Consider the following 24,719-nt stretch of genomic DNA (forward strand, 5'->3'; position numbering starts at 1 on the left):
AGAAACGTTTCCACAAATTGTGCGAGGGTACCCGCGCAAATCAAATGGTGGTAAACCCGTGAATCTTTTGTGAGATTTATGGGACGCGCGGGTACCCTGGAAAGAGCGCGCCTTATGCGTCCTGCGTCAGGACGATCTTTCCGAAATGCGTGTTCCTGCGCATCATTTCGCAAGCCTCCGCGACACGATCCAGCGGTAACCTGGCATCGATCGGCAGGCGCAATTGTCCTTGCCGTAGCGCCGGCCAGAAGTCCCGCTGCACGCGTTCGGCAATGACGCCGAAATCCTCGACGGTGCGGGTCCGGAAGGTCATGCCGAGATACTGGATCCGGCGCAACGAATGGAGGTCGAAGTCGAACTCTCCACGCTCCCCTGCCATCCGGCCGATATTGACGATGCGCCCGCCGATCTTCGTGGCGCGCATGCTGTCATTGATGAACGGACCGGCCAGGAAATCGACCAACAGATCCACGCCCTGGCCATTGGTGTGCGCCAGCACGGCTTTCATCCAGTCGGGATCGTTGCTGTCGAGCGCGACGTCGGCACCAAACTCCGACAGGCGCGCGCGGCGGTCGGGCTTGGTCGACGTGCCGATGACCAAGCTGGCGCCAAAGTGTTTTGCCACCTGCAATGCCATCAGCCCCACGCCGGACGATGCGCCCAGCACCATCACGGTCTGCCCGGCTTCCAGCCCGGCGAGATGACGCATTGCCGTATGGGTCGTTCGCAGCGCAACGGACAGGCAGGCGCCCGTCTCATAGTCCATCTCGGGGTCAGGAAAGGGGAAGGCGCGCCGCCAGTCCGCAATCGCATACTCGGCAAAGCCACCGAGGCCAGAGCACATCACCTTGTCGCCAATCTTGTAGGCGGTGACCTCCGTGCCAACCTCGATAACATCCCCCGACCATTCCAGGCCCAGCGGCGTACCGGTACCGCCTGCCGCTCCATGCGCTTTCCCGTCCACCAGCGACAAATCGGCGCGATTCAGGGAACTGGCCCGCACTTTCACAAGGATTTCAGTGGGCTTGGGTCGAGGGATCTCCAACTCCGCAAAAACAAGTCCCGTCTCACCGCGAATCGCAGCTTTCATTGTGCGTGTCTCCTGTCGAATAGGTCTGGGTACGTCGTCACGGAGCCACCACCGTGGAGACGTAAGGCGTATCCATTGTAGAAACGTTTTCGCACTTTACGCAAGATTCCATCGGACAAAAAAATGCCGCCTCACATGGAGGCGGCATTGCCGAGCCCAGACGCCTTGCGCTGCGGCTATGCAGTGGCCTTCTTCCGCGCGGCCGCGGGACCGCATGACTCGCGGAGCACGAGTTGCGTGGTAATCACGATGGTCTCGGGCTCGATGCCCGCGTCACGCTCCAGTTGCTTGAGCATCAATTGGGCGAGCACAGTGCCGACAATCTCCAGATCCCACGTCAGCGATGTGATGGACGGACTGAACAACTGCGACAGGTCGGTATCACCGATGCTGATCACGCTCACATCCCCGGGGGCCGTCCGGCCGGTATGCCGCAGCGCCTGCAGCACCCCAGCCAGGATGCGCGTGCCGAGGCACATGAAAGCCGTTGGCGCTTCAGGCCCAGACAGCAGCGACAACGCTTCGGTGAACGCGAAATCCATCGCGGATTTCTCGCAGCGGATCAGCTTCGGCACCGGCTTGAGATCTTGTTCCTTGTACGCTTCCTTGAAGCCGGCGATACGCTCCCGACCCGGACGCAGGACGCTGCCCGGCGTCAGCAGCGCGATGCGTGTGTGGCCGAGATTCAGCAGATAGCGGGTTGCCTGCAGCGCACCGGTGTAGTGATCGACATAGACGCCGGTGCCAGTCGGACCGAAATCCCGGTCGAGCGCGATGACCGGCATCTCCTGGGAGAGTTGTTCCAGCAGTTTGGGATTTTCCGTCTCGCAGGGCCCCAGGATCAGGCCATCCACGCGTCGGCGGCGGAACAGGTCGATCAGATTCTTTTCGCGCTTGCCGTCGTTATGCGTGCTTGCGATCAGCAAGGCGTATCCGGCCGCCTGAAGCGCAGCCTCCACCGAAGTGATGATCCTGGCGTAAAGCGGATTGGCGAGATCCGACACGATCAGCCCAATGGCGCCGGACGAGCGCGTACGCATGCTCTGAGCAATCGCGTCGGGCTCGTATCCCAGCCGCCGGGCCGCCTTGGACACTGCGGCAATCGCTGCTTCGCTGACGCGACCGGCACGATTCAGCGCACGGGATGCCGTGCCAATCGAAACGCCGGCTTCCTTGGCAACCTCCCGGATCGTGATGCGTGGCTTCATTGGCGACGTTTCACGATACGTTGTGCCGCAACAGGCTTAAGACAAGACCGCAACATCGACTCCCTCCCCGGCTTACTTTGCCGCTGCCCGCCGCGATTGCGCAGCGGGCCAGCGACGCGAGACGCATCATTTTCTGGACGTCAGGCATTCTAGCTCACCAGATGCCGCGGACTCTTCAGGCCTGCGCCCGGGGGGATACCCGGTCGGAAGAGGCAGGCCTGCCGGGCCGGCGGCGCGCTATCGCGGCGCGCCGATCTGGTGGATGGCTTGCCCCTTGCCGTCCCAGGCCAGCCCTGCGCGCCTGACCTCGGCAAAGTACTCGCCTTTGCCGCCGGTCAGTTCGGAGATCTCGAACATGCCGCTGGGCAACTCCGGATGCACAAAGTAGGCAAAGCGTCCACGCGGCCCCATCCGGCCTCCATGCCCCTCGACATACCCTGCTTCCAGCAGGTGGGCCACGATTTCGTCGAAGCGGTCTTCGGTCCAGTAGGCGATATGTTGTGCGCCTTCACCACTGCGCTTGAGCGAGTCCAGATAGAGCGATGGGGCGTCGTCCCGCTGCTGGATCAGTTCAATCTGCAGGTCGCCCGAGTTGGCCAGCGCAATCGACAGCTTCGGCGGCGTGGCGGGCTTGCCGTAGTAGCGGTATTCCGTGGTGCCCACGTCTTCCTTGTAGAACCACGGTCCGACGCCCAGCTTCTCCGTCCAGTGAGCCATGGCCTTCTCAATGTCGCTCACCACGTAGCCAAGCTGCCGGACGCCGCCGAACAAATAACTCATCACTGTCTCCTTGTCCTCTGAAGGTTGCGGTCCTGCTTTTGCAGAAACGTTTTCACAATATAGCCGTATCCACCCAGTTCATGCGGGTAGTGTTTACCATGATTGCCCGCATTTTTCGCGGCAACAACAATCCACCCCAGCAGTGGAAACGTTTCTTCATTTTCACAGAATCCGGTGACATGCAGGAAGCTGCGCTTGCAGGACACCTCACAGGAGACTCATCGAGATGACTCAGTTCAAGGACCAAGTGGCGCTGGTGACCGGTGGCGCAAGCGGCATCGGGGCGGCAACCGCGCGCGTGCTGACGGAGCGCGGTGCGCGTGTCGTCATTGCCGATCTTCCGAACGGCAATGGCGCCGCGGTGGCGGACCGGATCGGCGCCGAGTTCATGGCGCTGGATGTCACCAGCGAGCCTGGCTGGAAAGCCACGATCGCCGCCATCCTTGAGCGCCACGGACGCCTCGACGTGCTCGTCAATGCGGCCGGCATCGTCGGCGACGTGGTCAATGGCACCCTTGCCAACACCACCCTCGCCGACTTCCGGCGCGTGATGGCGGTCAACCTGGACGGAACGTTTCTGGGCTGCCGCGAAGGTATCGAGGCCATGCGCCGGTCCGGCAAGGGCGCCATCATCAATCTCGCATCCGTCGGTGCGTATTACCCGACCCTCCAGAGCGTCGCCTATGGCGCCAGCAAGGGTGCCGTGACGCAACTGACCAAGACCGTGGCGCTGGCCGGGTCCGAGAACGGCCACCAGATTCGCTGCAACTCCGTCCATCCTGGCAAGATCGCCACACCGATGCTCGAGACGATCTTCGATCAGTACAAGCAACGTCAGGCCGCGGGCGGCGTTGATCCCCGGACGGCTGGCCGGCGCATTCCGCTTGCCGAGGAGGGCAAGCCCGAGGACGTTGCCAACCTGATCGCCTTCCTCGCGTCGGACCAGGCCGGCTACATCACGGGCGGCGAATTCACCGTAGACGGCGGCTGGCGGCTGCTGCGCTGACACCGCATTCCATTCCCATTTGGCGACTGGCACAGCGCAAGCCGATGCCAGTCGCCGATCCCTTTCCGCAAAACCTGATGGAGAACAAGATGTCCGAATCCCTGAACGCCGCACGCATCCAGACCGTGCGTGACCATATGGCCCTTGAGTGCACGCACGAATGGGACGCTGTGATCGACACCTTCGCACACCCCCGCTATGAAATGCACGCCACTGGCACAGTGTTCGATGGGGAGGAAGAGGTGCGCGGCTACTTCGACTCGTCGCGCGCTTCATTCCCCGACCTGGCTAACGAAATCATCGCCATCGCCGCCGCAGATGACACTGTGCTGGTCGAGTTCTGGCTTTCTGGCACGCACCTGGGCGATCTGAAGGCCAATGGCAGAGTTTTCCCGCCCACTGGTCGCAAGTTCCGCGTGCGCATGGCCGCGACCTTCGAGTTCGCGCCGAATTCGGACAAGATCATTTGCGAGCGGCCCTACTCCGCCACCGACGCCAAGCTACGCGCCCTCGGCCTGCTCTGACACTTCGCGGCAATTTCGGATAGAAGCGAGGGCCCGATGGCCCTCGCTTCTTTTTTTCTCAGGCGGCCGACGTGTGGCTTGCCGGGCGCGCAACGCGGCGTGCGTCGGCGCCATCCCTGAAGTAGTACGCGAAAATGACGGCAGCGCAGGCCAGTGCGCCGCTCAGAAGGTAAAGGCTTGCGGTAAAACCGCCGGTGAGCGTCTTCAACGCCCCGACGAGCAGTGGAGCGACCGCGCCGGAACTCGAACCGATCGTCGTGATGACTGCAATGCCCGCAGCGGCGCTGGGGCCGGACAGGATCGTCGCAGGCATCGCCCAGAAGACCGCATAGGCACTGGACATGCCGATCGACGCGAGCGTCAGGCACGCGATGGTCATGACGGGATCCCGCGGAAACAACGACGCGCAGAGCATGCCAATTGCCCCCACCAATGCGGCAATCGCAAAGTGCCAGCGGCGCTCGCCAGTCTTATCCGAATGACGACCGACCAGGATAGCCGCGGTGACCCCGAACAGCGCCGGGATCGTTGCAGCAAGGCCCACCTGCATGACGCTCAGCCCCATGCCCTTGAGCAGCGTCGGCTTCCAGAACGACAGCGCGAAGACACCAAACACGACAAGGAACACGATCAACCCCAGCACCCACACGCGCGCATCAAGGATTGCGTCGCGCATGCGGGCGTGGCCATGGCCGGCGCGATCCTGGTCCAGCATCTGCTCGAGGTCAGTGCGGTCACGCTCCGTCAGCCAGCGTGCCTGCTTCGGGCCTTCTGACAGCAGCAGGTATGCCATGACGCCCAACGGCACGCACGGCAGGCCCTCCAACAGGTAGAGCCATTGCCAACCGCGGAGCTGCAACGCTCCGTCAAGCCACGTCATGATTGCCCCGGCCGCCGGGCCGGCCAGGATCGGAGCCAAGGTATAGGACATATAGAAGATCGCTGTCGCCTGGGCGATGCGCCGCTTCGGATACCACAGCGTCAGGTAATACAGGACGCCAGGAACGAACCCGGCCTCGAATACCCCGATGAGAAAGCGCATGATGTAAAACTGCGTGGGCGTCTCCACGAAGATCATGGCTGCGGAGGCAAGTCCCCACAGGATCAGGATGCGCAGGAATGTCTTCCGCACCCCGATTCGCGACAGCAGCATGTTGCTGGGCACCTCGAACAACGCATAGCCAACGAAGAAAACGCTGACTCCCAGCCCGAACACCGCATCGCTGAACCCTAACTCGTCGCGCATCTGGAGCTGGGCGTAGCCCACATTGGTGCGATCCAGAAAGCTAAAGACATAGCAGACACAAAGCACCGGCAGTATTCGCCAGCTCACCTTCCGGAACAGCCTGCGCTCATCGTCTTCGTTGATGTCAGTACGCACCAGGTCCATGCCATGTCTCCCAGAGTGATAGGCGTCGCGCCGATTATCTGGTCGGGGTCGGGTACGGACTGTCGCCTTTTGGCAGTCATGCATGCGGACTAACCCGCATCGGCGCCCATGATTGCAGCCCGGTGCGAAGGATGGAGAGCGGCACAGTGGCATCGGCCCGGGGATACGCCTACGCCCTGCGGTAGCTCATTGTGAATGGCCGGTTGAGCAAGTCCTTCGGTCCTCGGCTGGACATAGCGGAACGTCTGAGACGGGTTGATAGTTGTCCTAGGTGTCGCATCTCGAAATAAATGGGGCGCCGATTTCAGAGGAATCAAAAGATTACGCAGCACCGTCTCAAACTAATTGGGTCGGATTCTCGCAGCAAGTGGGTACACGGAGTCAAGCACTCAGCCAAGGCGTGGTTAGCGGAAGTGGACCGGTCATCGGCACTGGCAAACGCGACAGTCAGCGACGATCGGATCGCGGCGCGCCGAGGCCCCTTCCCCGGTCGTACAAGACCATCGAGCAGGGCGCGGCAACTAGCGTCTGGTGCGCCACAAGTCCGCTGCTGACGAACATGGGCGGCGTGTACTGCGAGGACTGCGACATCGCGCGTGCCGTCGCGGCAGACCATGTACCGTTGGACGGTGTGTTGCCGTGGGCCATCGATCCACAACTGGCGGACCGTCTCTGGAAGTTCAGCGAACAGTGTCTGGCGGTGACTAGCCCCCCGGCCGCGGCGCCTCCGCCAGCCGCAACTCCTGAGCCAGGCTGATCAACGCGCGCAATCGCGCGGGTACGAAGCGATGGCCGGAGTAATAAAGCCGCAGACCGCCAAACGACGGGCACCACGGCACCAGCACGGGCACCAGCGCGCCGCTCTGCAATGCTTCCTCGATAAACCATTCGGAGAGGAAGCCGATGCCGAGCCCCAGCAGCACCGCCTGCTTGATGGCCCCGAGCTCGTTGAGCGCAAAGCGCACCGGCAGATCCATCTGCAGCTTCTCGCCCTTGCGCTCCAGTTCCCAGTGATAGATGCCGCCGTGGGACATGCGCATGCCGATGCTCTGGTGCTTGAGGAGATCGCGCGGATGCCTGGGCGTGCCGTGACGCTTCAGGTATTCGGGCGTTGCCACCACGAGCATCCGGACATCGCCCGAGAGCGGCACGGCGATCATGTCCTGCGGAACGGATTCGGCCAGCCGGATCCCGGCGTCGAACCCTTCGGCCACCACGTCGATCAGGCGCGACTCGCTCACGATGTCGATCCTCACCTCCGGATAACGCTGCGCATACACGTTGAAGAGCGGTTCGAGCAGCAAGGAAGCCACGCTCTGCGGTGCGTTGATACGCAGCGTGCCGCTTGGCACGTCTGGGCCGGTACCGGCTTCCTCACCGGCGTTCTTGATTTCCGCCAGTGCGGGAGCAATGCGCTCCACATATCGTTGGCCCGCGTCAGTCAGGGCCACGCTGCGCGTCGAGCGATTGAATAGTCGCACCCGCAGGCGGGTCTCCAGCCCGGCCACGGCGCTGCTCACGGCCGTGGTGGACATGCCCAACTCCTGCGCCGCGCCCCGGAAGCTATTGCGGCGTGCGACGGCAAGCACCACTTCCAGCTCGGTCATTCCTGTTCTGTGCATGGATTGTCCTGAATATCGGGATGCATCATCACCCGTGAGACGGCTTATCAGAACAATAAATCATTCCTAGACTGCGTTGCACATCCCACCCGAAAGGAATTCACCATGCAACGCATCGAACACATCTACATCAACGGAGAATTCGTCACGCCACATGGCCAGGAATGGTTCGACCTCTACAACCCGAGCACCGAGGCCGTCATCGGCCAGGTGCGGCTGGGCGACGCAGAGGACGCGCAGCGCGCCATCGCGGCAGCGCAGGCCGCATTCCCCGCCTGGTCACGCACCACGCGCGCAGAGCGCATCGCCGCGCTGCGGCGCATGCACAAAGCCATCGCGGCACGTGAAGACGAACTGATGGAAGCCATCCTGGTTGAATATGGCGCGCCGCTGGTGCGCGGGCGCTGGATGGCGACATACCCGGCCGATGTCATTGCCCAGGCAATCGAGACGTTGGAGTCCTTCGTGTTCGAAGAGCAAGCGGGCGCAGCCAAGGTGATCCATACACCCGTAGGCGTCGCTGGCCTGATCACGCCGTGGAACAGTGATGCAGGGTTTATCTGCAACAAGCTGGCCACCGCACTGGCGGCCGGTTGCACCGCCGTCATCAAGCCCAGCGAAATGAGCGCGATGCAGACGCAGGTCGTGATCGAGGCGTTGCATGAAGCCGGCCTGCCCCCGGGCGTGTTCAACATCGTCAATGGCCGGGGCGACGTCGTCGGTGAAGAGATTGCGCGCAACCCTGGCATCGCCAAGATCTCGTTCACGGGCTCGTCGGCGGTTGGCCAGCACCTCGTGGTCGCAGGAGCGGCCACGATGAAGCGCGTGACGCTGGAACTGGGTGGCAAGTCGCCCACGGTAGTGCTGGACGATGCGGACTTTGCCGCCATCATGCCGCTGGCGCTGCAGGCCGGCTTCCTCAACAGCGGTCAGGCTTGCATCGCGGGCACGCGCATTCTTGTGCCACGCAGCCGACTGACCGAGTTCGAGCAGGCCGCGAAGGCAGGGATCTCGCAAATTCGCTCTGGAGACCCGCGCGATGCTGACACCGACATCGGCCCGATGGTCAGCCGGAAGCAGTGGGAACGGGTGCAGGACTACATCCGTCTTGGGCAACAGGAAGGCGCGACGCTACTGGCAGGTGGTGAAGGCCGGCCCGAAGGCATGAACACGGGATGGTTCGTGAAGCCCACGATCTTCACGCACGCCAACAATCAGATGCGCATTGCTCGCGAGGAGATCTTCGGCCCCGTGCTGACCATCATCCCCTATGACGACGAAGCCGAGGCGATTGCGATTGCCAACGACACGCGCTATGGCCTGAGCGCGCTGGTACTGGGCAAGAACCCGGAAAGCTGCGAACGGGTGGCACGCCAAATCGATTCCGGCCGCGTGCTCGTCAACACCCTGGCGCACGAGCCGCGCGCACCGTTCGGAGGCTTCAAGCATTCCGGGCTCGGGCGCGAAATGGGCCGATGGGGTATCAGCGCGTATCTGGAGCCGAAGACGTTGATGACGAACGCAAGCTGAGCCTGACAGCCCGGCGCCAATCGGCGCCGGTACCTGTCGGCCGATGCCTCACGGGGTCGCCGTCAGTGCCGCGGCTTCCGCGGCACAGTCCCGCACCGGCGGCAGACCCTGGGCACGCACCTTGGCCAATTCGTCGCGCGCTGCGGCCAGATCGGCCTCGAATACCGGATCGGCATGCATACGCGCCACCGTGGCCGCCGCCACCATGCGGCCTTCATTGACGTCGCTCTGCCAGTGCACGTTGCAGGCGATGCGGCTTTGTCCGAAGGCACGGCCGCGTGCCAGGATGGCGTCCGCGCGATCGGGGGCGACCTCGGTCAGCACCAGCGCCCACGCCCAGCCCGCCGCGCTATGACCGGACGGATACGAACCGTCCTTGGCCAGCTTGGCTTCCTCGCCGGGCGTACAGGAAGACGTGTGAGTGGCGACGAACGGACGCGTGCGGTTGTAGCGATCCTTCGCGCGGTAGGTCGCCAGGCCCGCATCGACCAGCGTCCGCCGCAGCAGCATGTACAGGCGCGGCGTCTGCGCCTCGCTGACGGGCGCGTTCAGCGCGCAGGAAAACGTGCCTGCCGCTGCCGGGAAGCTGAGGTCCGCGTCGAGTTGCGCCTGCTTCCAGCGTGCCGACCCCGGCTTGGCCCACTGGGTCTGAGCCAGCCTTGCGGTGTCCTTGTCCAGCGCGAAGGCCACCGACTCGGCCGCCGGCGGCGGCGGCACCAGCGCCAGGCTATCGGGGCGCGCTTCCGGGGCCAGGTAGCCGGCGGGAATGCCGGGACGCAACTCCGGTACCTTGGCCGACGTGGCCGACTGGGCGGACGGATTGGCGGCGCAACCGGCAAACAGCCCGGCCGCGGCGGAGATCGTCAGGGCCAGCACCGCAAGGCGAGCGGGGCGCGGTGAAATCAGGGAACGGTCGGACATTGGGATCGTTTCATGTGTGGGTGTACCGGCAGGCTACCGCTGGCGCGGACATTCGAGAATCGGGCACGACCCCAAGTCGTATCGAACTTTCACCCACTCAACCGCCCACGAGCCGATCCTTCTCCGCCCCCCTCGCCGACCCTTCACTACGGCGATGCCAACCCGACCGTGCCCGATGCGCCGTAGTCAACCGGTGCATCCGCCGGACGCGGCGTTTCGCCCGCACGCTCGATCCAGCCGCCTCCCAGCGCGCGGTATAGATCGACGAGGTTGGTCAGCCGCGCAAGCCGCGCGTTGATCAGCGTCTGCCGCGATGTGTATAGGTTGGTTTGCGCCGTGAGCACTGGCAGGAAGCTGTCCACGCCCGTCCGGTAGCGCAGTTCGGAAAGCGTGAGCGTGCGCTGGTTCGCAAAGGTGTTGCGCTCCAGCGCGGCGATCTGCTGATCGTACGTGCCGCGTGCAGCCAGCCCGTCGGCGACCTCGCGGAACGCCGACTGGATCGACTTCTCATAGCTGGCGATCTCAATGCGCTTCTCTACGTTCGCCAGTTGCAGGTTCGCGATGTTCGCGCCGCCCTCGAAGATCGGCAACGTGATCTGGGGGACGAAGCTCCATGCCGTCGAGCCCGCCTTGAACAACCCGCCAAGCGAAAGGCTCTCGGTACCGAATGCCGCAGTGAGCGAGATCTTCGGGAAAAATGCCGCTCGCGCCGCACCGATGTTCGCGTTCGCCGCAAGCAGGGACTCCTCGGCCTGCATGATGTCCGGGCGCCGGGTAAGCAGGTCCGACGGAAGCCCCGCCGGAATATCGGCCAGCAGGGCCTGGCCATCGAGCGGCAGGCCTTGCGGCAGGTCCTCCGGCAATGGCTCGCCAATCAGCAGGACGAGCGCATTCACGGCTTGCGCGCGGGCGCGCAACTGCGCCTGGAGATTGGCCTGCGTTTGCTCCACCACACTCTGCGCCTGCCACAGGTCGAGCTCGGTACCGGTACCGGTATCGAACTGGATCTTTGTGAGGTTGTACGAGTCCTGCGCCGTCTTGAGCGTGTCCTGCGTGACCTTGAGCAGGTCATCGTCGGACAGCAGGGTCAGGTACTGGTCAGCAACTTGCGAGACCAGCGAGATCTCTGCCGCCTTGCGCGCATAGGCCGTGGAGAGGTATTGCGCCAATGCCTGATCCTTCAGACTGCGGATACGCCCCCAGAAGTCGATTTCCCATGAGGCTTGCAGGCCTACGTTGTACACGCTGTAGGGGTTGTTCTGCGTGACCTGCAGCTCCGACGGCAGGCGTGACCGGGTGTCCGTGGCCACGGCATTGATCGCGGGGAACAGTTCGGCGCGCGTGATCTGGTACTGCGCTCGGGCAGCATCGACGTTGAGCACCGAGACGCGCAGGTCGCGGTTGTTTTTCAGCGCAATCCCGACGAGCTGCTGCAGGCGCGGATCAATGAAGAAGTCGCGCCAGCCGATATCGGTCGCGGGGGCGTCATTGGCGCTGCGAGGGCCTTGGTCGCCGGTGGCTACACCCGGCGGCACCGCGTAGACACCGCCCTGCGGAAAGGTCTCCGAAACTGGCGCGTCGGGCCGCTGATAGGACGGCGCCATGGTGCAGCCCACGAGGAGCACGGCGGCCGCTGCAAAGACGGTTCGCTTGTCCATGTCAGTGTCCTTCCTTGCCCGGGCCGTTATCGCCGCTTTCGCTGTTACTGCCACCGCTACCACCGTTGTCAGCATTATCGGCATCGTGGTCGTGCGCGTGATGCGCTTCGTAGTGCTGCAACGCGACGTCGGGGTCTTCCTTCTCCCCGGCCACGCGCGCGCGAAGCACGACGAAGAACATCGGGATCATGAAAATGGCGAGGAACGTGGCCGTGATCATCCCGCCGATCACGCCCGTGCCGATCGCGTGCTGGCTGGCCGAACCGGCGCCATTACTGATCGCAAGCGGTGTCACGCCGAGAATAAACGCCATCGACGTCATGAGGATCGGCCGCAGCCGCAGCCGCGACGCTTCGAGCGCCGCCTCGATCGGTCCCATCTTGCCCTCAGCCTGCAGGTCCCTGGCGAACTCGACGATCAGGATGGCGTTCTTCGCCGAGAGGCCGACCGTGGTCAGCAGGCCCACCTGGAAGAACACGTCGTTCTCAAGACCGCGCAGTGTCACCGCGAGCAGTGCGCCAAGCACGCCGAGTGGCACCACCATGATGACCGCGAACGGAATCGACCAGCTCTCGTACAACGCAGCAAGGCACAGAAACACCACGAGGATCGAGATGGCGTACAGGATCGGCGCCTGCGAGCCGGACTGCCGCTCCTGGAAAGACAGTCCGGTCCATTCGTACCCGATCCCGTCGGGCAGCTTCGCCGCGATCTTCTCCATGGCCGTCATCGCCTGGCCGGTGGCCTTACCTGGAGCAGCCTGGCCCTGAATCTCGATCGACGAGATGCCGTTATAACGTTCGAGCTTCGGCGATCCATAGGCCCAGTGCCCCGACGCGAACGCGCTGAACGGCACCATTCCGCCCGTGCTGTTGCGCACGTACCAGAGATGCAGATCCTCTGGCGTCATGCGGTATGGCGCATCGGCCATCGCATATACCTTCTTGATCCGGCCATCGGTGTCGAGGAAGTTGTTCACGAACGCGGACGCCCACGCGATCGAGAACGTCTGGTCCACGGCCGATGCCGTGACGCCGAGCGCGTTCGCCTTCTCCCGGTTGATATTGATCTTGAACTGCGGCGTGTCGTTCAGGCCGTTCGGCCGTACGAGGGCGAGCATCGGCTCCTTTGCCGCCATGCCAAGCAGCATGTTGCGCGCCTCCATCAGTTTCTCGTGGCCAAGGCCCGCGCGGTCCTGCAGTTCGAAGTCGAAGCCCGAGGCCGTGCCCAGCTCGGGAATCGACGGCGGATTCACCGGAAACACCATGGCGTCCTTGTAGCTGGCGTAACGTCCGAACATCCGGCCCACCAATGCCTGAACCTTCTGGTCGGCACGCTTGCGTTCCTTGTAGTCCTTCAGCCGGACGAACGCGAGACCCGAATTCTGCCCATTGCCCGCGAAGCTGAACCCGCCCACTGTGAACACCGATTCGACGATGCTGCTCTCGTCCTTCATCAGATAGTCCGCGATATTGGCGAGCGTACGCGCCGTGATCTCCTGCGTCGAACCCGACGGCGTCTGCACGAGCACGAACATCGTGCCCTGGTCCTCGTCAGGCAGGAAAGACGTCGGCAGACGCAGGTACAGCAGGCCGACCACGGCGATCACCGCGAGATAGATCACAAGCCATCGCCCCGAACGCTTGATCACGTGGTACACGCCGCTGTGGTACTTGTCGCGGCTCGTCTCGAACATCCGGTTGAACCACCCGAAAAAGCCCGTCTTCTGTTCGTGGTGGCCTTTCGGGATCGGCTTGAGGATCGTCGCGCACAAGGCGGGCGTGAGGATCAATGCCACCAGGACCGACAGCACCATGGCCGCCACGATCGTCAGCGAGAACTGGCGGTAGATGGCACCGACCGAACCGCCTGAGAACGCGACCGGCACGAACACAGCGGAGAGCACGAGCGCCACGCCGATCAGCGCGCCGGTGATCTGCCCCATCGCCTTGCGGGTGGCTTCCTTTGGCGACAGGCCCTCCTCGGCCATCACCCGTTCGACGTTCTCCACGACCACGATCGCGTCGTCCACCAGCAGGCCGATGGCAAGCACAAGCCCGAACATCGATAGCGTGTTGATCGAGAAACCCACCGCCGCCATGATCGCGAACGTACCAAGCAGCACCACCGGCACCGCGATCGTCGGAATCAGTGTCGCCCGCAGGTTCTGCAGGAACAGGTACATCACAAGGAACACCAGCACGATGCCTTCCAGCAGTGTCTTGAGGACTTCCTCGATCGACAGGCGCACGAACGGCGCCGTTTCGTATGGGTACTCCGCCACCAGACCGTGAGGGAAGTACTTCGAAAGCTCTTCGATCTTCTGCCGCACGCCCATCGCGGTGTGTAGCGCATTCGCACCGGTTGCGAGCTGGATGCCGAGCGCCGTGGCCGGATGTCCGTTGTACCTGGAATCCACGTTGTAGTTCTCGGCGCCGAGCGCGACGCGTGCCACGTCCTTCAGCCGTACCTGCGAACCATCCTGGTTCACCTTCAGGAGGATGTTGCCGAACTCCTCTGGCGTGCGCAGCAGCGTCGATTCGGTAACGGTCGCCTGGAACGACTGGCCCGGCACAGCTGGGGTGCCGCCGAGCTGACCACCCGCTATCTGCACGTTCTGGGAGGTAATCGCGCTCGTCACATCGCTCGGAGTCAACTGGAAGTTGGTGAGCTTGTTCGGGTCCAGCCAGATGCGCATGGCGTACTGGGTGCCAAACAACGTGACGGTACCCACGCCATTGACGCGACTCAGCGGGTCCTTGATGTTCGAGGCAACGTAGTTGGCGAGGTCATAGGCGTTCATGCCCCCGTCCTGGGAGTAGAACGCCGGTACGATCAGGAAGCTGCTGCTCGATTTGGTGACGCTGATGCCGAGTTGCTGCACCACCTGCGGCAGGATCGGCGTGGCCAGCTGCAGCTTGTTCTGCACCTGCACCTGCGCAATGTCCGGGTTGGTGCCGGGCGCGAACGTCAGCGTGATCGTCGCTTGTCCGGAATCGTCACTGGTCGAGGAGAAGTACAGCAGATGGTCCAGTCCGCTCATCTGCTGTTCGATGACCTGAGTGACGGTGTCCTCCACCGTCTTGGCTGACGCGCCGGGGTAGGTCGCGGCGATCTGGATGGCCGGCGGCGCAATGGTCGGATACTGCTCCACCGGCAGCGTGAATATCGACGCGCCCCCTGCCAGCATCAGGATGATGGCGATCACCCAGGCAAAGATCGGGCGATCAATGAAGAAATTTGCCATGTCGCAGGCTCCCGGTTAGTGCGCTGCGGCGGTTGGGGCGGCAGTTGCGGCGCTAGCGGGGCTGGCCGAGGGGCGACTGGCAGCGCCCGGCGGCGGCGGAAGTTGCGCGGCGACAGGCTTGACCGTCGCACCGGCGTGCACCTTTTCGACACCCTGAACGATCACTCGGTCGCCGGGATTTAGACCACTATTGACGATCCAGTTCTGGCCCTGCGCGCGCGCTGTAACGACCGGACGCGACACGACCTTGTTGTCCTTGTCGACGATGAGCACGGACGCCTGGCCCTTCTGGTCGTGCAGCACGCCAACTTGCGGCACAAGGAAGGCCGTGTCGTTGGTGCCCTCGTCGATACGCGCGCGCACGAACATGCCGGGCAGCAGCACGCGGTTGGGGTTGGGGAACAGCGTGCGGATGGTGACCGACCCGGTGGTCTGGTCGACGGTGACATCGGTGAACTGCAGCTTTCCCTGCTCCGCGTAGGTACTGCCGTCCTCAAGGATCAGCGTTACCTTCGCCGCCCCCGGACCGCTCGTTTTCAGCCGCCCCTCCTCGATTTCCCGGCGCAGCTTCAGGCCGTCCAGACTCGATTGATTGAGGTCCACGTACATCGGGTCCATCTGCTGCACCGTGGACATCAGCGTGGCCTGGCTCGCCTGCACGTAGGCGCCCGGTGTCACCTGCGAGATGCCGACCTTGCCCGTGACTGGCGAGATCACATCGGTGTAGTTCAGGTTGATCTGTGCTGCGTCCACCGCCGCCTTGCCAGCGTCGACGTCGGCTTCCGCCTGGCCCTGCGCCGCCACCGCGTTGTCATAGTCCTGCTTGCTCACCGCGCTAGCCGAAACGAGCACCTTGTAGCGCGCCACCAGTGCGTTCTGCGTGACCAGGTTCGCCCTGGCCTTCGCCAGCGAAGCCCTGGCATTATTGAGCGTGGCGACATACGGCGCGGGATCGATCTTGTAGAGCCGCTCCCCGGCCTTCACGTTCGAGCCCTCGATGAATTCCCTGCGCAGTACGATGCCGTCCACGCGTGCACGCACCTGCGCTACCAGGAAGGCGTTCGTGCGGCCGGGCAGCTCGGTCACGACCGGCACGGCGGTCGGCTGGACTGCCACCACACCCACTTCCGGAATCTGCGGCGGCGGGGCTGACTGCTTCTGCCCGCATGCGGCGAGCACAATGGCAACCGTCGCAAGGCCGATCTGGCGAAATGGCACCCGTTCCATGCGCATGGGGGGACCTCATAGGTTTGCCGAATGAAAGCAGACAGCCCGGCGGGTTCGAGAGAGACAGGCAAAACGGCCCGGGGAATCGGCGTCACGCGTGCGCGACGGCCAGCCGGTAGATGTCAGCCGATTCCAGGACCGGCTTCGTCACGCCGATACGCACGACATTCAGCATGGCATCGCCGATCAGTCCAGTGGTCAGAATGCTGGCGGGCGATATGCGACGGAGCAGCACCAGCAGCGGCCTGAACACGACATAGATCCACCGGTAGATCGCGGTGCGCGACTGGATGCCGCCTTCGGGAACAATCGCGGACGGCCGGAAGATGGCAACGCCTCCAAATGGCAGCCGCTGCAGCGCGTTCTCGGTTTCGCCCCGGACGCGCGCCCACATCGTCTTGCCCTGTTCGCTGCTGTCCGCACCGGCGCCTGACACATACACCATCTTCATGCCCGGGCTGCGGGCGAGCAACTGTTGCGCGCAATGCAGCGTGAGGTCGTAGGTGACCGCGCGGTATGCCGGCTCGGGCATGCCGAACGAAGACACACCGACGCAAAAGAAGCATGCGTCGATATCCGCAAACATGGCACCTGTCGCTTCGAAGCGACTCAGCTCGGAAACAACGTAAACGCTCAGCCTCGGGTCCACGTAACCGGGTGGCGCGCGCCGGCCCACCACGATGATCCCGGTGACGTCTCGGGCTTCAAGACACGCCCGTAATACACCCTGGCCAACCATTCCCGTCGCACCGATCAGGACAACTCGCATAGCGTTGCTCCGACGGTCGTGGCAATGCTCGCGGCGAATGGCGTCTTGCCTGACCCGCAGCATTACAGGTTCGGCGAGCGCCTTCCGCGCTTGCAGATCGGACAATCAATGTGAATACAGTCACTCATTTATAGTAGAAAAATCCGATGCGTGATGCCGCACAACACGGCGATGCGCGTCCGCGCCCCGCTGCTGGCGCGATCTGAGCGCGAACTGAACACGAACACAACGCGCGTTCGCAACGACGAGTCGTGGTCTGTTTCGCGCGATGCAAGGGGGTATCGATTCATGCGTCGCACTTCGATCGATAGACGGAGTTTGAAACGCAATGGCCGAGCGCATCGGATGCCCCGCGCGGGCGTCCGCACGTGTGCCACGGAACGACTGCGAGGCCTCTCTCGTGCGCGGCGCGCGGCGCCAGCGTTCCGGCATCGCCGCCAGTCTTCCCGCCCACGCGCTCATGGGGCCTTGACCGCTCCTCCCTCGCCGGCCAGCTCGACCTGTCCCGGGCCACCAGCCCGGTGTCGTCGATCGGCGAACCTGACGCGAACGGGTTTGCGGCGGAGACCCTCAAGCTACTGAGTGACGTAGCAGGCCTCTCGCAATGCACGGTCTTTGTTTATGCGTTCCGCAACTGGCCAAGCACCATGTCCGTCGCGGACCATCGCAGCGGGCGGTATCTGCGCGATGTGGCCGACACCAACGCGAGCCGGTTCTATGTGCTGGACGGCAGCCAGCGCATCATGACGACGGCCGGGCCCCGACGGCGTCCGAGTGACAACGGTCTGATGCTGCACCAGCAGACAATCGATGAGATCGAGCAGGTGGAAGCCATGGCGCCGATGATCGCCCACGCCGCGCCACCACTACGCACTGTGCTGGCAGGTGCAGATGGGCATTCCCCAGCTCATGCTGGCGCGCCTGCGCGGAACATGCCCCGACCTGTCCAAGCGCGAACTTGACGTGCTGCGTGGCGTACTGGAAGGCAGCACCACGCATGACATTGGAGAGCGCTTCGGCGTCAAACCTTCCAGCGTGGTGACGTACCAGAAGCGGGCCTATCGCCGGCTCGGCATTTCCGATTGCACCTTACCCGAACGGGCTCGGTGTCGCCAGGCGCATTGTCAGCGCAAATGAAAAAAGCCGGCTTGCGCCGGCCCTGAACGGCTCGTTAATTGGGACAAGCACCTGATCATTGGGACCAGGCGCCTTCGACGCCGGCTGACGCAGCCAAAGTCACTGCTGGAAGCGTGGGCAATGGAATGAAAGAAGCGCAAGAAAAAGCGCACGTACTGGTACGCGTTCCATGAACGGCCCAACTTGCTGCTCGATCACCTCGAGCAGCAGATCGAGAAGGCCTGCGTCTCGATTGATTGGCCATTTACTGGGGCGGTCGCTGCAAACGTCTACGGAAGGCGCGGCTGCGAGCATCGACATTGCAGGGTCGGACTCCGCCGTGCCGTCGCCCGCGGCTTATCAGGCATCGAAGACAACGTCCGCTGGCGCGCAAATCAGTCGCCACCTCCGCAAGGGCAAGGTGCAGACCGGCTCGTCAGAGCCGGCCCTGACCGTTCAAGGGAGGTTACGAACCTACCTTGAGCTGGCCGCCACGCCCCAGGCCGCCCTTGACTTCCTGCGCCTTGTAGTTGCGCAGCGAGATCACCATGTTGTTGTAGGCGTCCATGAAAGCTGCCACTGTGGCCTTGCCTTCAGGCGTTCGGGAAAAGCCGCCAAGCCCACCGGCGGCACCGCCACCAAAGGCGCCCATCGCGGCACCGAAGTTGGTTGCCGTCGCATTGCCTTCCGAGATGGACAACTGGACGCCCGAACGGATATCAAACATGGTCAACGTCACGACCGATGCCTTGCCCTGCATGGCCCCGCCAACGAGCGCGCCGACGCTACCCAGCAGGCCGCCCACACCGGCAACCATCTGGCCCGTAGCGTCGTTATCGATGATGATCGCTGGCTCCATGTAGTAGTCAGCCGCCACGCGCTGGCCCTTCTGCTGTTTCGAACCTGCACGGAACTCGCCGGAATTGCGCTGCTTGTCGGTAATCGACGAAAGCTTGCTTTCGGTACGGTTGTTGCCAACCGACGTAATCACGAAGCAGTTTGACTGTTGCACGGCCAGGCGGATCAACGGCTCGATGGTCGTGATCTTCGTGGCTGCACCGAAGCTTGCATACCATTCCTTGCCACGGCCATCATCCACAGCGATCGTGCCCAGAGGCGCGTCGCATCGCTCCAGCGCCTTATTGGCATTCACGCTCGTTGCGCCGCCCGCGGCACCGGTTGCTGCCGTGGGTGCTGTGCCGGTACTGATCGTGCCGCCGCCCAGGTTGGCACAACCAGCCAGAGCCAGGGACGTGACCAATGTGGCCATACGCAAAGAAGTTTTCTTGTTTTTGTACATGGAATCTCTTCCTGTTGATGGAATTGAAGCAAGAAATCTGGGGAGAGGAGAGTTAGCGCAGGTACCAGCCGGAAGGGCCCCAGACCCAGTAGTACGGAGCGCTGCTGTACCACGCAATCCAGGACGTGCGATAGGCTTCGCGCACCCGATACAGACTCTGTTCATCCTTCTTGGCAGCCTGCGCTTTTGGCAGCAAGTCCTTGGCTTCCTTGCTGCCCTTGGCTGCAGCGAGTAACAGCCAGGACTCCGCCTGCGCCGGGTCCGAACCCATCTCCTCGAGGCCCATCAGATAGATGCGCCCAAGCGCCAACTGAGCCTGCACGTGGCCGTTGTCTCCGGCCTTGCGCAACCATTCGATGGCTTGATAACTGTTGCGCTCGACGCCGTCGCCGCGCAACAGGCGCAGGCCGAGGTCATAGGCGCCGTTCGGATTGCGCTCGGCCACCTCTGTCAGCGCCTGCAGGCGGCGCTCGGCATCGGTTGGTTGTGCGCTTGGCAATGTCGATACGCGCCGATCCTGCTCGGTGCAGGTGTTGCCGTTGCACAGGCGTACTGTCTGCGACTGCGGCGCCAACTGTCCTTCCGGCGTCTGTGCGCATCCGGCAAGGCCAAGAACTGCCACGGCCCCGCAACGAACAAGAATATGCATGGATAACCCCCGCCCCGAGATACGCATGCGTCTCTCGAAAATGCTATTTGTAAGTAGTTGTATGAAATTGTAACAGCGCAATATGCAATCTATAAAGCTCATTATGTGAGCCGCAAGCGCATTGTGGTGCGCATGGCACGAACGTTTACATGAATAAGTGAATTAATATACACAAAATACCGACTCACGCAATTCCCCCAAAGAAAGCCATCTCCGCAATGGAGATGGCCAGGAATCCGTGATGCGAGTTCATCTATCCGAGCGGTGGCGCAGACTTCTACGTGGCGGACGTCGGGAGGCTGGAGCGTGAAGATGATTTCGCTGAAGGTGCTGTAGTGGATCAGCCAGACACACCGAGGGATATAGGTTCACGCAATCACACTCAATTCTGTCGCCGCAATCGTTCGCCATGCCGGCCATCAGATGCCGGTGACTGGTCCGCAAGCGGGCTTCCGTCATTCGCAGGCCGCCGGCCGATTGACACCTGCGGCAAAGCGCCACGCAAACTTCCTTGAGCACGATCAGGCGTTTCATACTAAACTTTCACAAAATTCTGAAAGTTCGAAACGAACATGCAACTCTCGCCCCTGATCCAGCGCTTTGTTCTCCACTTCGGGGAAATGGGCAGTCGCTGGGGGATTAACCGAACGGTTGGTCAGATTTACGCCCTGCTCTTCACTGCCTCGCGCCCCCTCAACGCCGACGAAATCGCCGAATCTCTTGGATTTTCGCGCTCGAATGTCAGCATCGGCCTGAAGGAACTGGAATCCTGGAGCCTGGTACGGCTGTCCCACCAGCCCGGTGACCGGCGCGAATACTTCTCCGCGCCCGACGACGTCTGGGCCATCTTCCGCACGCTGGCCGAGGAACGCCGCCGGCGCGAGATTGATCCCACGTTGTCGATGCTGCGCGAGGTGCAGCTCGAAACGCCGACATCGCCCGAGGATCTCCATGCGCAGGCGCGCATGAAGGAGATGTACGGGCTGATTTTCCTGGTTACCACGTGGTTCGGCGACATGCAGAAGCTTGACGTCGCCACGCTGGAAAAGCTGATGCGCCTGGGCTCGCGCGTCACCAAGCTGCTCGATGTGAAGGACCGCCTGACCTCCGCCATCGGTATCGGCGGCGCGAAGGCCTCCGGCAAGGCATCGAGCAAGCCAGCCCCCCGGGAGGCCGCCAAGGCCCCCGCGAAGTCCGCCCGTTCCCGCAAGGAGTAATTCGTGTTTGCAAGTGTCGATCCGGTGATACTGGCCCGCATCCAGTTCGCCGCGAATATCACGTTCCATATCCTCTTTCCCACCATCAGCATCTCTCTGGCGTGGGTTCTGCTGTTCTTCAAGCTGCGCTACAACAAGACCGGCGACGAAAGCTGGATGGACGCCTATCGCGTCTGGGTGAAGATTTTCGCGCTGACATTCGCGCTGGGCGTGGTCAGCGGCATCACGATGAGCTTCCAGTTCGGCACCAATTGGCCGGGATACATGGAGACCGTCGGCAATATCGCGGGCCCGCTGCTGGCCTATGAAGTCCTGACCGCGTTCTTCCTGGAAGCCACCTTCCTGGGCATCATGCTGTTCGGGATGCGCCGCGTCAGCAACCGGATGCACACCATCGCCACGCTGCTGGTGGCAGGTGGCACCACGCTGTCGGCGTTCTGGATCCTGGCACTGAACTCGTGGATGCAAACCCCGGCCGGCTTCGAGATGATCGACGGCCGCGCGCATGTGACAAGCTGGATCGAGGTCATCTTCAACCCGTCCTTCCCCTACCGTCTGGTCCACATGCTGCTGGCTTCCGGTCTTACCGTTGCCTTCCTGGTGGCCGGCATTTCCGCATACCGCTGGCTGCGCAACGATCGCAGCCGCGAAGTCCTGCATTCGATGCGTACGGGCGTGGTGCTGGCGGCAATCCTGATTCCGCTGCAGATCGTGGCCGGTGACCTGCACGGCCTGAACACGCTGCATCACCAGCCGGCCAAGATCGCGGCAATGGAAGGTATCTGGAAGACCGAGAAGGGCGCGCCGGCTGTGCTGTTCGGCCTGCCCAACGCCACGACGCAGTCGAACGATTTCGAGATCGCGATTCCGAAGCTGGCATCGATCTACCTGACCCACAAGATCGACGGCGAAATCAAGGGCATCGACGCATTTGCCGATCGCCACCCGCCCGTAGCCCCGCTGTTCTTCGCGTTCCGCATCATGGTTGGCGTTGGCCTGCTGATGCTCGCAGCCTCGTGGGTCGCTGCGTGGCAGTTCCGCAAGCGCGGCGCACCCGCGCCGTGGATGGCGCGGCTGCTGGTGGTGATGACGTTCTCCGGCTGGGTCGCACTGGTCGCCGGCTGGTACGTCACCGAGATCGGCCGCCAGCCGTATCTGGTGTACGGCGTGCTGACCACGGCGCAGGCTGCCTCCAAGGTGCCCGCGACGATGATCGGCAGCACGCTTGCCATGTACCTGACGCTCTATGCCGTACTGATCGTTGCCTATATCTCGGTGGTATTCCACCTGGCGCGCAAGGCCGGCAAGTCAAAGGGCGATTCCTCCCAATCCGTTATCCCAGGTCAGCTCAGGAGCGCGCAATGAACCCGGCCACGATGCACGATCTCTCCCAGCCGGCCGGCTGGATGCCGCTGGTGTTCCTGGCGTTGATGGGCTTGTCGATGCTGATCTACGTGATCCTTGACGGCTACGATCTTGGCGTGGGCGTGCTGCTGCGGCGCGCCGACGACGCCGACAAGGACACCATGATCGCCTCGATCGGGCCGTTCTGGGACGCCAACGAAACGTGGCTCGTGCTCGGCGTGGGCCTGCTGCTGACCGCGTTTCCAATGGCGCACGGCGTCATCCTGACGCAGCTGTACCTGCCCGTGGCGCTGATGCTGGCCGGCCTGATCATCCGTGGCGTGGCATTCGACTTCCGCGTCAAGGCACGAGACCCGCACAAGCCCTGGTGGAACTTCGCGTTCTACGCCGGCTCGCTGCTGGCCAGCTTCTCGCAGGGTCTGATGCTCGGCCTGTACATCACCGGCTTCCGCTACGACCTGCCCAACCTGCTGTTCGCCGTGGCCGTGGGCCTGTGTCTGGTGGCCGGCTACTGCCTGCTGGGCGCAAGCTGGCTGATCATGAAGACCACGGGCAACCTGCAGTTGCGCGCGATCTACTGGGCGCGCCGCAGCCTGTGGCTCACCGCGATTGGCGTGGCCGCCATCTCGATCGTCACGCCGATGGTCAGCGAGCGCATCTTCGAGAAGTGGTTCTCCCTGCCGAACATCATCCTGTTGGCGCCGATTCCGCTGCTGACGATGGTGCTGTTCGTGGTCATCGAGCGACTGTTGCGCCGGATGCGTGAGCTGCACGCGAACGGCAACGACCGCTGGTGCTGGGTGCCGTTCGTGGGCACCGCCGTGATCTTCCTGCTGGCGTTCAACGGCCTGGCCTACAGCCTGTTCCCGTACCTCGTGGTCGATCGCATCGACATCTGGCAGGCGGCCAGCGCGCCGGAATCGCTGATGGTGATCCTGATCGGCGCGGTGATCGTGCTGCCCACGATCCTGGGTTACACGGCCTACGCGTACCGTGTATTCTGGGGCAAGGCCACGGACCTGCGTTACGACTGACCCCATCGAACCCGTGGCTTTCTGGCGTCGAGGAGGCGCCCATGCCGCAATGCCGCCAGGACTCCCCCGTTCGTCCGCCCCGTCCACACCTCCCGCCGGCCCGTTGCAGCGTCTGCGCAACCAGGCCGGCGCGCAGGTCCGCGCCCTGACGCGCAGCAATTCCGGGCTGACGCTCGACTACGACAACCCACCCGGAGACCCCGGCCTGTTCGGGCCGGACGCGGTCTGCTGGCGCGTCCATTCCGATTTCCCGGCGATGCTGGCCGGGGGTGTCAGCGCGCTGCTGCTGCAGGCGCTCCATCCGCTGGCATTGGCGGGCGTCTGGGACCACTCCACGTTTCGCACCGACATGCAGGGCCGGCTCGGGCGAACGGCGCAGTTCATCGCGGGCACCACGTATGGCAGCCATGCCGACGCCATGGCGCTGATCGAGCGCGTGCGCCGCATCCATGCCTGCATCAAGGGCACCGCGCCCGATGGCCAGCCCTACGCCGCCGACGACCCGGCGCTGCTGACGTGGGTACACGTGGCCGAAGTGTCGAGCTTTCTGACGGGATACCTGCGCTATGTCGGGCCGCTCTCCGCAGCCGAGCAGGATCGTTACTTCGAGGAAGAAGCCAGGGTCGCCGCGCTGCTGGGCGCGCCGGATGTGCCGCGTTCCCGCGCGGAGATCGACGCATATCTGGAGGCGCAGCGGCCGCTGCTGGTCAATAGCGAGCGCACCCGCGAAGTCGTTCAACTGGTAATGACGATGCCGGTGGCCAATCCGCTGCTGATACCGGCGGTACGGACCATGGCCGATGCGGGTGTGGCGCTGCTGCCGCCCTGGGCGCGCCAGATGCTCGGCCTGCACCGGCCATCGCTGCGCCGCTCGCTGGCATTGACCGGCATGCGCGCGCTGGCGCCCACGTTGCGCTGGGCGCTTGGCCCAGGGCTGGCGGCGCGCGCGCGTCGACGCGTGGCTAATCCTCCGAAAAAATGATGATTTTCAGTCACTTTTGTCGCAGCACCGAAGAAGCCTGCTGAACGACCCCAATTCGAATTGACTGATTTTTTGGCTTCTCCT

20 protein-coding genes and 1 pseudogene are annotated in these 24,719 nt (G+C 63.3%); 8 read left to right on the plus strand and 13 right to left on the minus strand.

Translation table 11 applies throughout. From position 1 onward, the window contains the following. Positions 1–112: 112 nt before the first annotated feature. The 3 genes from RN01_RS04295 to RN01_RS04305 form a co-directional block, all read right to left on the minus strand. A complete protein-coding gene (locus tag RN01_RS04295; RefSeq protein ID WP_017511359.1) occupies positions 113–1,090 on the minus strand; it encodes a zinc-binding dehydrogenase in 978 nt (325 codons plus the stop codon). Between the two features lie 176 nt (positions 1,091–1,266). Then, positions 1,267–2,298, minus strand: a complete 1,032-nt coding sequence (locus RN01_RS04300) for a LacI family DNA-binding transcriptional regulator (protein WP_017511358.1) — start codon at positions 2,296–2,298, stop codon at positions 1,267–1,269. A 237-nt stretch (positions 2,299–2,535) separates the two neighbouring features. After that, positions 2,536–3,078, minus strand: coding sequence for a VOC family protein (locus RN01_RS04305; RefSeq protein WP_017511357.1), 543 nt, complete (start codon positions 3,076–3,078; stop codon positions 2,536–2,538). 226 nt (positions 3,079–3,304) lie between these two features. Here RN01_RS04305 and RN01_RS04310 point away from each other — a divergent pair, with 226 nt between their 5' ends. Together RN01_RS04310 and RN01_RS04315 are read left to right on the plus strand one after the other, a co-directional pair. Further along, positions 3,305–4,084, plus strand: coding sequence for an SDR family NAD(P)-dependent oxidoreductase (locus RN01_RS04310; RefSeq protein WP_017511356.1), 780 nt, complete (start codon positions 3,305–3,307; stop codon positions 4,082–4,084). 89 nt (positions 4,085–4,173) lie between these two features. After that, complete coding sequence (locus RN01_RS04315; RefSeq protein ID WP_024570048.1) at positions 4,174–4,608, plus strand: ester cyclase; 435 nt, start codon at positions 4,174–4,176, stop codon at positions 4,606–4,608. Between the two features lie 58 nt (positions 4,609–4,666). Here RN01_RS04315 and RN01_RS04320 read toward each other — a convergent pair whose 3' ends face one another. Together RN01_RS04320 and RN01_RS04325 are read right to left on the minus strand one after the other, a co-directional pair. Beyond that, the gene (locus tag RN01_RS04320) at positions 4,667–5,998 is read right to left on the minus strand and encodes an MFS transporter (protein ID WP_017511354.1); all 1,332 of its coding nucleotides are present in this window, start codon (positions 5,996–5,998) and stop codon (positions 4,667–4,669) included. Between the two features lie 704 nt (positions 5,999–6,702). Then, positions 6,703–7,620: a LysR family transcriptional regulator gene (locus tag RN01_RS04325; protein ID WP_024570047.1), complete on the minus strand. Its 918-nt coding sequence runs from the start codon at positions 7,618–7,620 to the stop codon at positions 6,703–6,705. 105 nt (positions 7,621–7,725) lie between these two features. Between RN01_RS04325 and RN01_RS04330 the strand changes: the two genes are divergently transcribed. Next, positions 7,726–9,150 (plus strand): aldehyde dehydrogenase family protein, encoded by a 1,425-nt coding sequence (locus tag RN01_RS04330; RefSeq protein ID WP_017511176.1) that lies wholly within the window; start codon positions 7,726–7,728, stop codon positions 9,148–9,150. Between the two features lie 48 nt (positions 9,151–9,198). Here the strand turns inward: RN01_RS04330 and RN01_RS04335 are convergent, their stop codons facing one another. The 5 genes from RN01_RS04335 to RN01_RS04355 all read right to left on the minus strand — a co-directional run bounded on the left by RN01_RS04335 (position 9,199) and on the right by RN01_RS04355 (position 16,972). Next, on the minus strand, positions 9,199–10,071 hold the full coding sequence (locus RN01_RS04335; RefSeq protein ID WP_017511175.1) for a phosphatase PAP2 family protein: 873 nt from the start codon (positions 10,069–10,071) through the stop codon (positions 9,199–9,201). A gap of 146 nt (positions 10,072–10,217) precedes the next feature. Then, on the minus strand, positions 10,218–11,729 hold the full coding sequence (locus tag RN01_RS04340) for an efflux transporter outer membrane subunit (RefSeq protein WP_017511174.1): 1,512 nt from the start codon (positions 11,727–11,729) through the stop codon (positions 10,218–10,220). A gap of 1 nt (position 11,730) precedes the next feature. Next, positions 11,731–14,976, minus strand: coding sequence for an efflux RND transporter permease subunit (locus tag RN01_RS04345; RefSeq protein WP_017511173.1), 3,246 nt, complete (start codon positions 14,974–14,976; stop codon positions 11,731–11,733). Positions 14,977–14,991: 15 nt separating this feature from the next. Beyond that, the gene (locus RN01_RS04350; RefSeq protein WP_017511172.1) at positions 14,992–16,209 is read right to left on the minus strand and encodes an efflux RND transporter periplasmic adaptor subunit; all 1,218 of its coding nucleotides are present in this window, start codon (positions 16,207–16,209) and stop codon (positions 14,992–14,994) included. Positions 16,210–16,294: 85 nt separating this feature from the next. After that, positions 16,295–16,972, minus strand: coding sequence for a semialdehyde dehydrogenase (locus tag RN01_RS04355; protein WP_024570045.1), 678 nt, complete (start codon positions 16,970–16,972; stop codon positions 16,295–16,297). Positions 16,973–17,472: 500 nt separating this feature from the next. On the opposite strand from RN01_RS04355, the pseudogene RN01_RS04360 reads away from it, so the two are divergent. Next, a pseudogene (locus tag RN01_RS04360) lies at positions 17,473–18,109 on the plus strand (helix-turn-helix transcriptional regulator). A gap of 99 nt (positions 18,110–18,208) precedes the next feature. Here RN01_RS04360 and RN01_RS33770 read toward each other — a convergent pair. From RN01_RS33770 to RN01_RS04370, 3 genes are all read right to left on the minus strand, one after another. Next, complete coding sequence (locus RN01_RS33770; protein ID WP_128646519.1) at positions 18,209–18,409, minus strand: hypothetical protein; 201 nt, start codon at positions 18,407–18,409, stop codon at positions 18,209–18,211. Between the two features lie 145 nt (positions 18,410–18,554). Next, entirely contained in the window at positions 18,555–19,388 is an 834-nt protein-coding gene (locus tag RN01_RS04365) for a hypothetical protein (RefSeq protein WP_017511170.1), read from the minus strand. A gap of 52 nt (positions 19,389–19,440) precedes the next feature. Next, positions 19,441–20,037, minus strand: a complete 597-nt coding sequence (locus tag RN01_RS04370; protein WP_024570044.1) for a tetratricopeptide repeat protein — start codon at positions 20,035–20,037, stop codon at positions 19,441–19,443. A 572-nt stretch (positions 20,038–20,609) separates the two neighbouring features. Here RN01_RS04370 and RN01_RS04375 point away from each other — a divergent pair. From RN01_RS04375 to RN01_RS04390, 4 genes are read left to right on the plus strand one after another with little or no spacing between them, the layout of a single operon-like run. Next, positions 20,610–21,254: a GbsR/MarR family transcriptional regulator gene (locus tag RN01_RS04375; protein WP_017511168.1), complete on the plus strand. Its 645-nt coding sequence runs from the start codon at positions 20,610–20,612 to the stop codon at positions 21,252–21,254. Positions 21,255–21,257: 3 nt separating this feature from the next. Further along, a complete protein-coding gene (locus RN01_RS04380; protein WP_017511167.1) occupies positions 21,258–22,619 on the plus strand; it encodes a cytochrome ubiquinol oxidase subunit I in 1,362 nt (453 codons plus the stop codon). Further along, the gene (locus RN01_RS04385; RefSeq protein ID WP_017511166.1) at positions 22,616–23,653 is read left to right on the plus strand and encodes a cytochrome d ubiquinol oxidase subunit II; all 1,038 of its coding nucleotides are present in this window, start codon (positions 22,616–22,618) and stop codon (positions 23,651–23,653) included. Before RN01_RS04380 ends, RN01_RS04385 begins: the two co-directional genes overlap by 4 nt. Before the next feature lie 49 nt (positions 23,654–23,702). Further along, on the plus strand, positions 23,703–24,635 hold the full coding sequence (locus RN01_RS04390) for an oxygenase MpaB family protein (protein ID WP_024570043.1): 933 nt from the start codon (positions 23,703–23,705) through the stop codon (positions 24,633–24,635). Positions 24,636–24,719: the final 84 nt, after the last annotated feature.

It is taken from the genome of Cupriavidus sp. SHE, assembly GCF_000812445.1.
GTDB classification, from domain to species: domain Bacteria; phylum Pseudomonadota; class Gammaproteobacteria; order Burkholderiales; family Burkholderiaceae; genus Cupriavidus; species Cupriavidus metallidurans.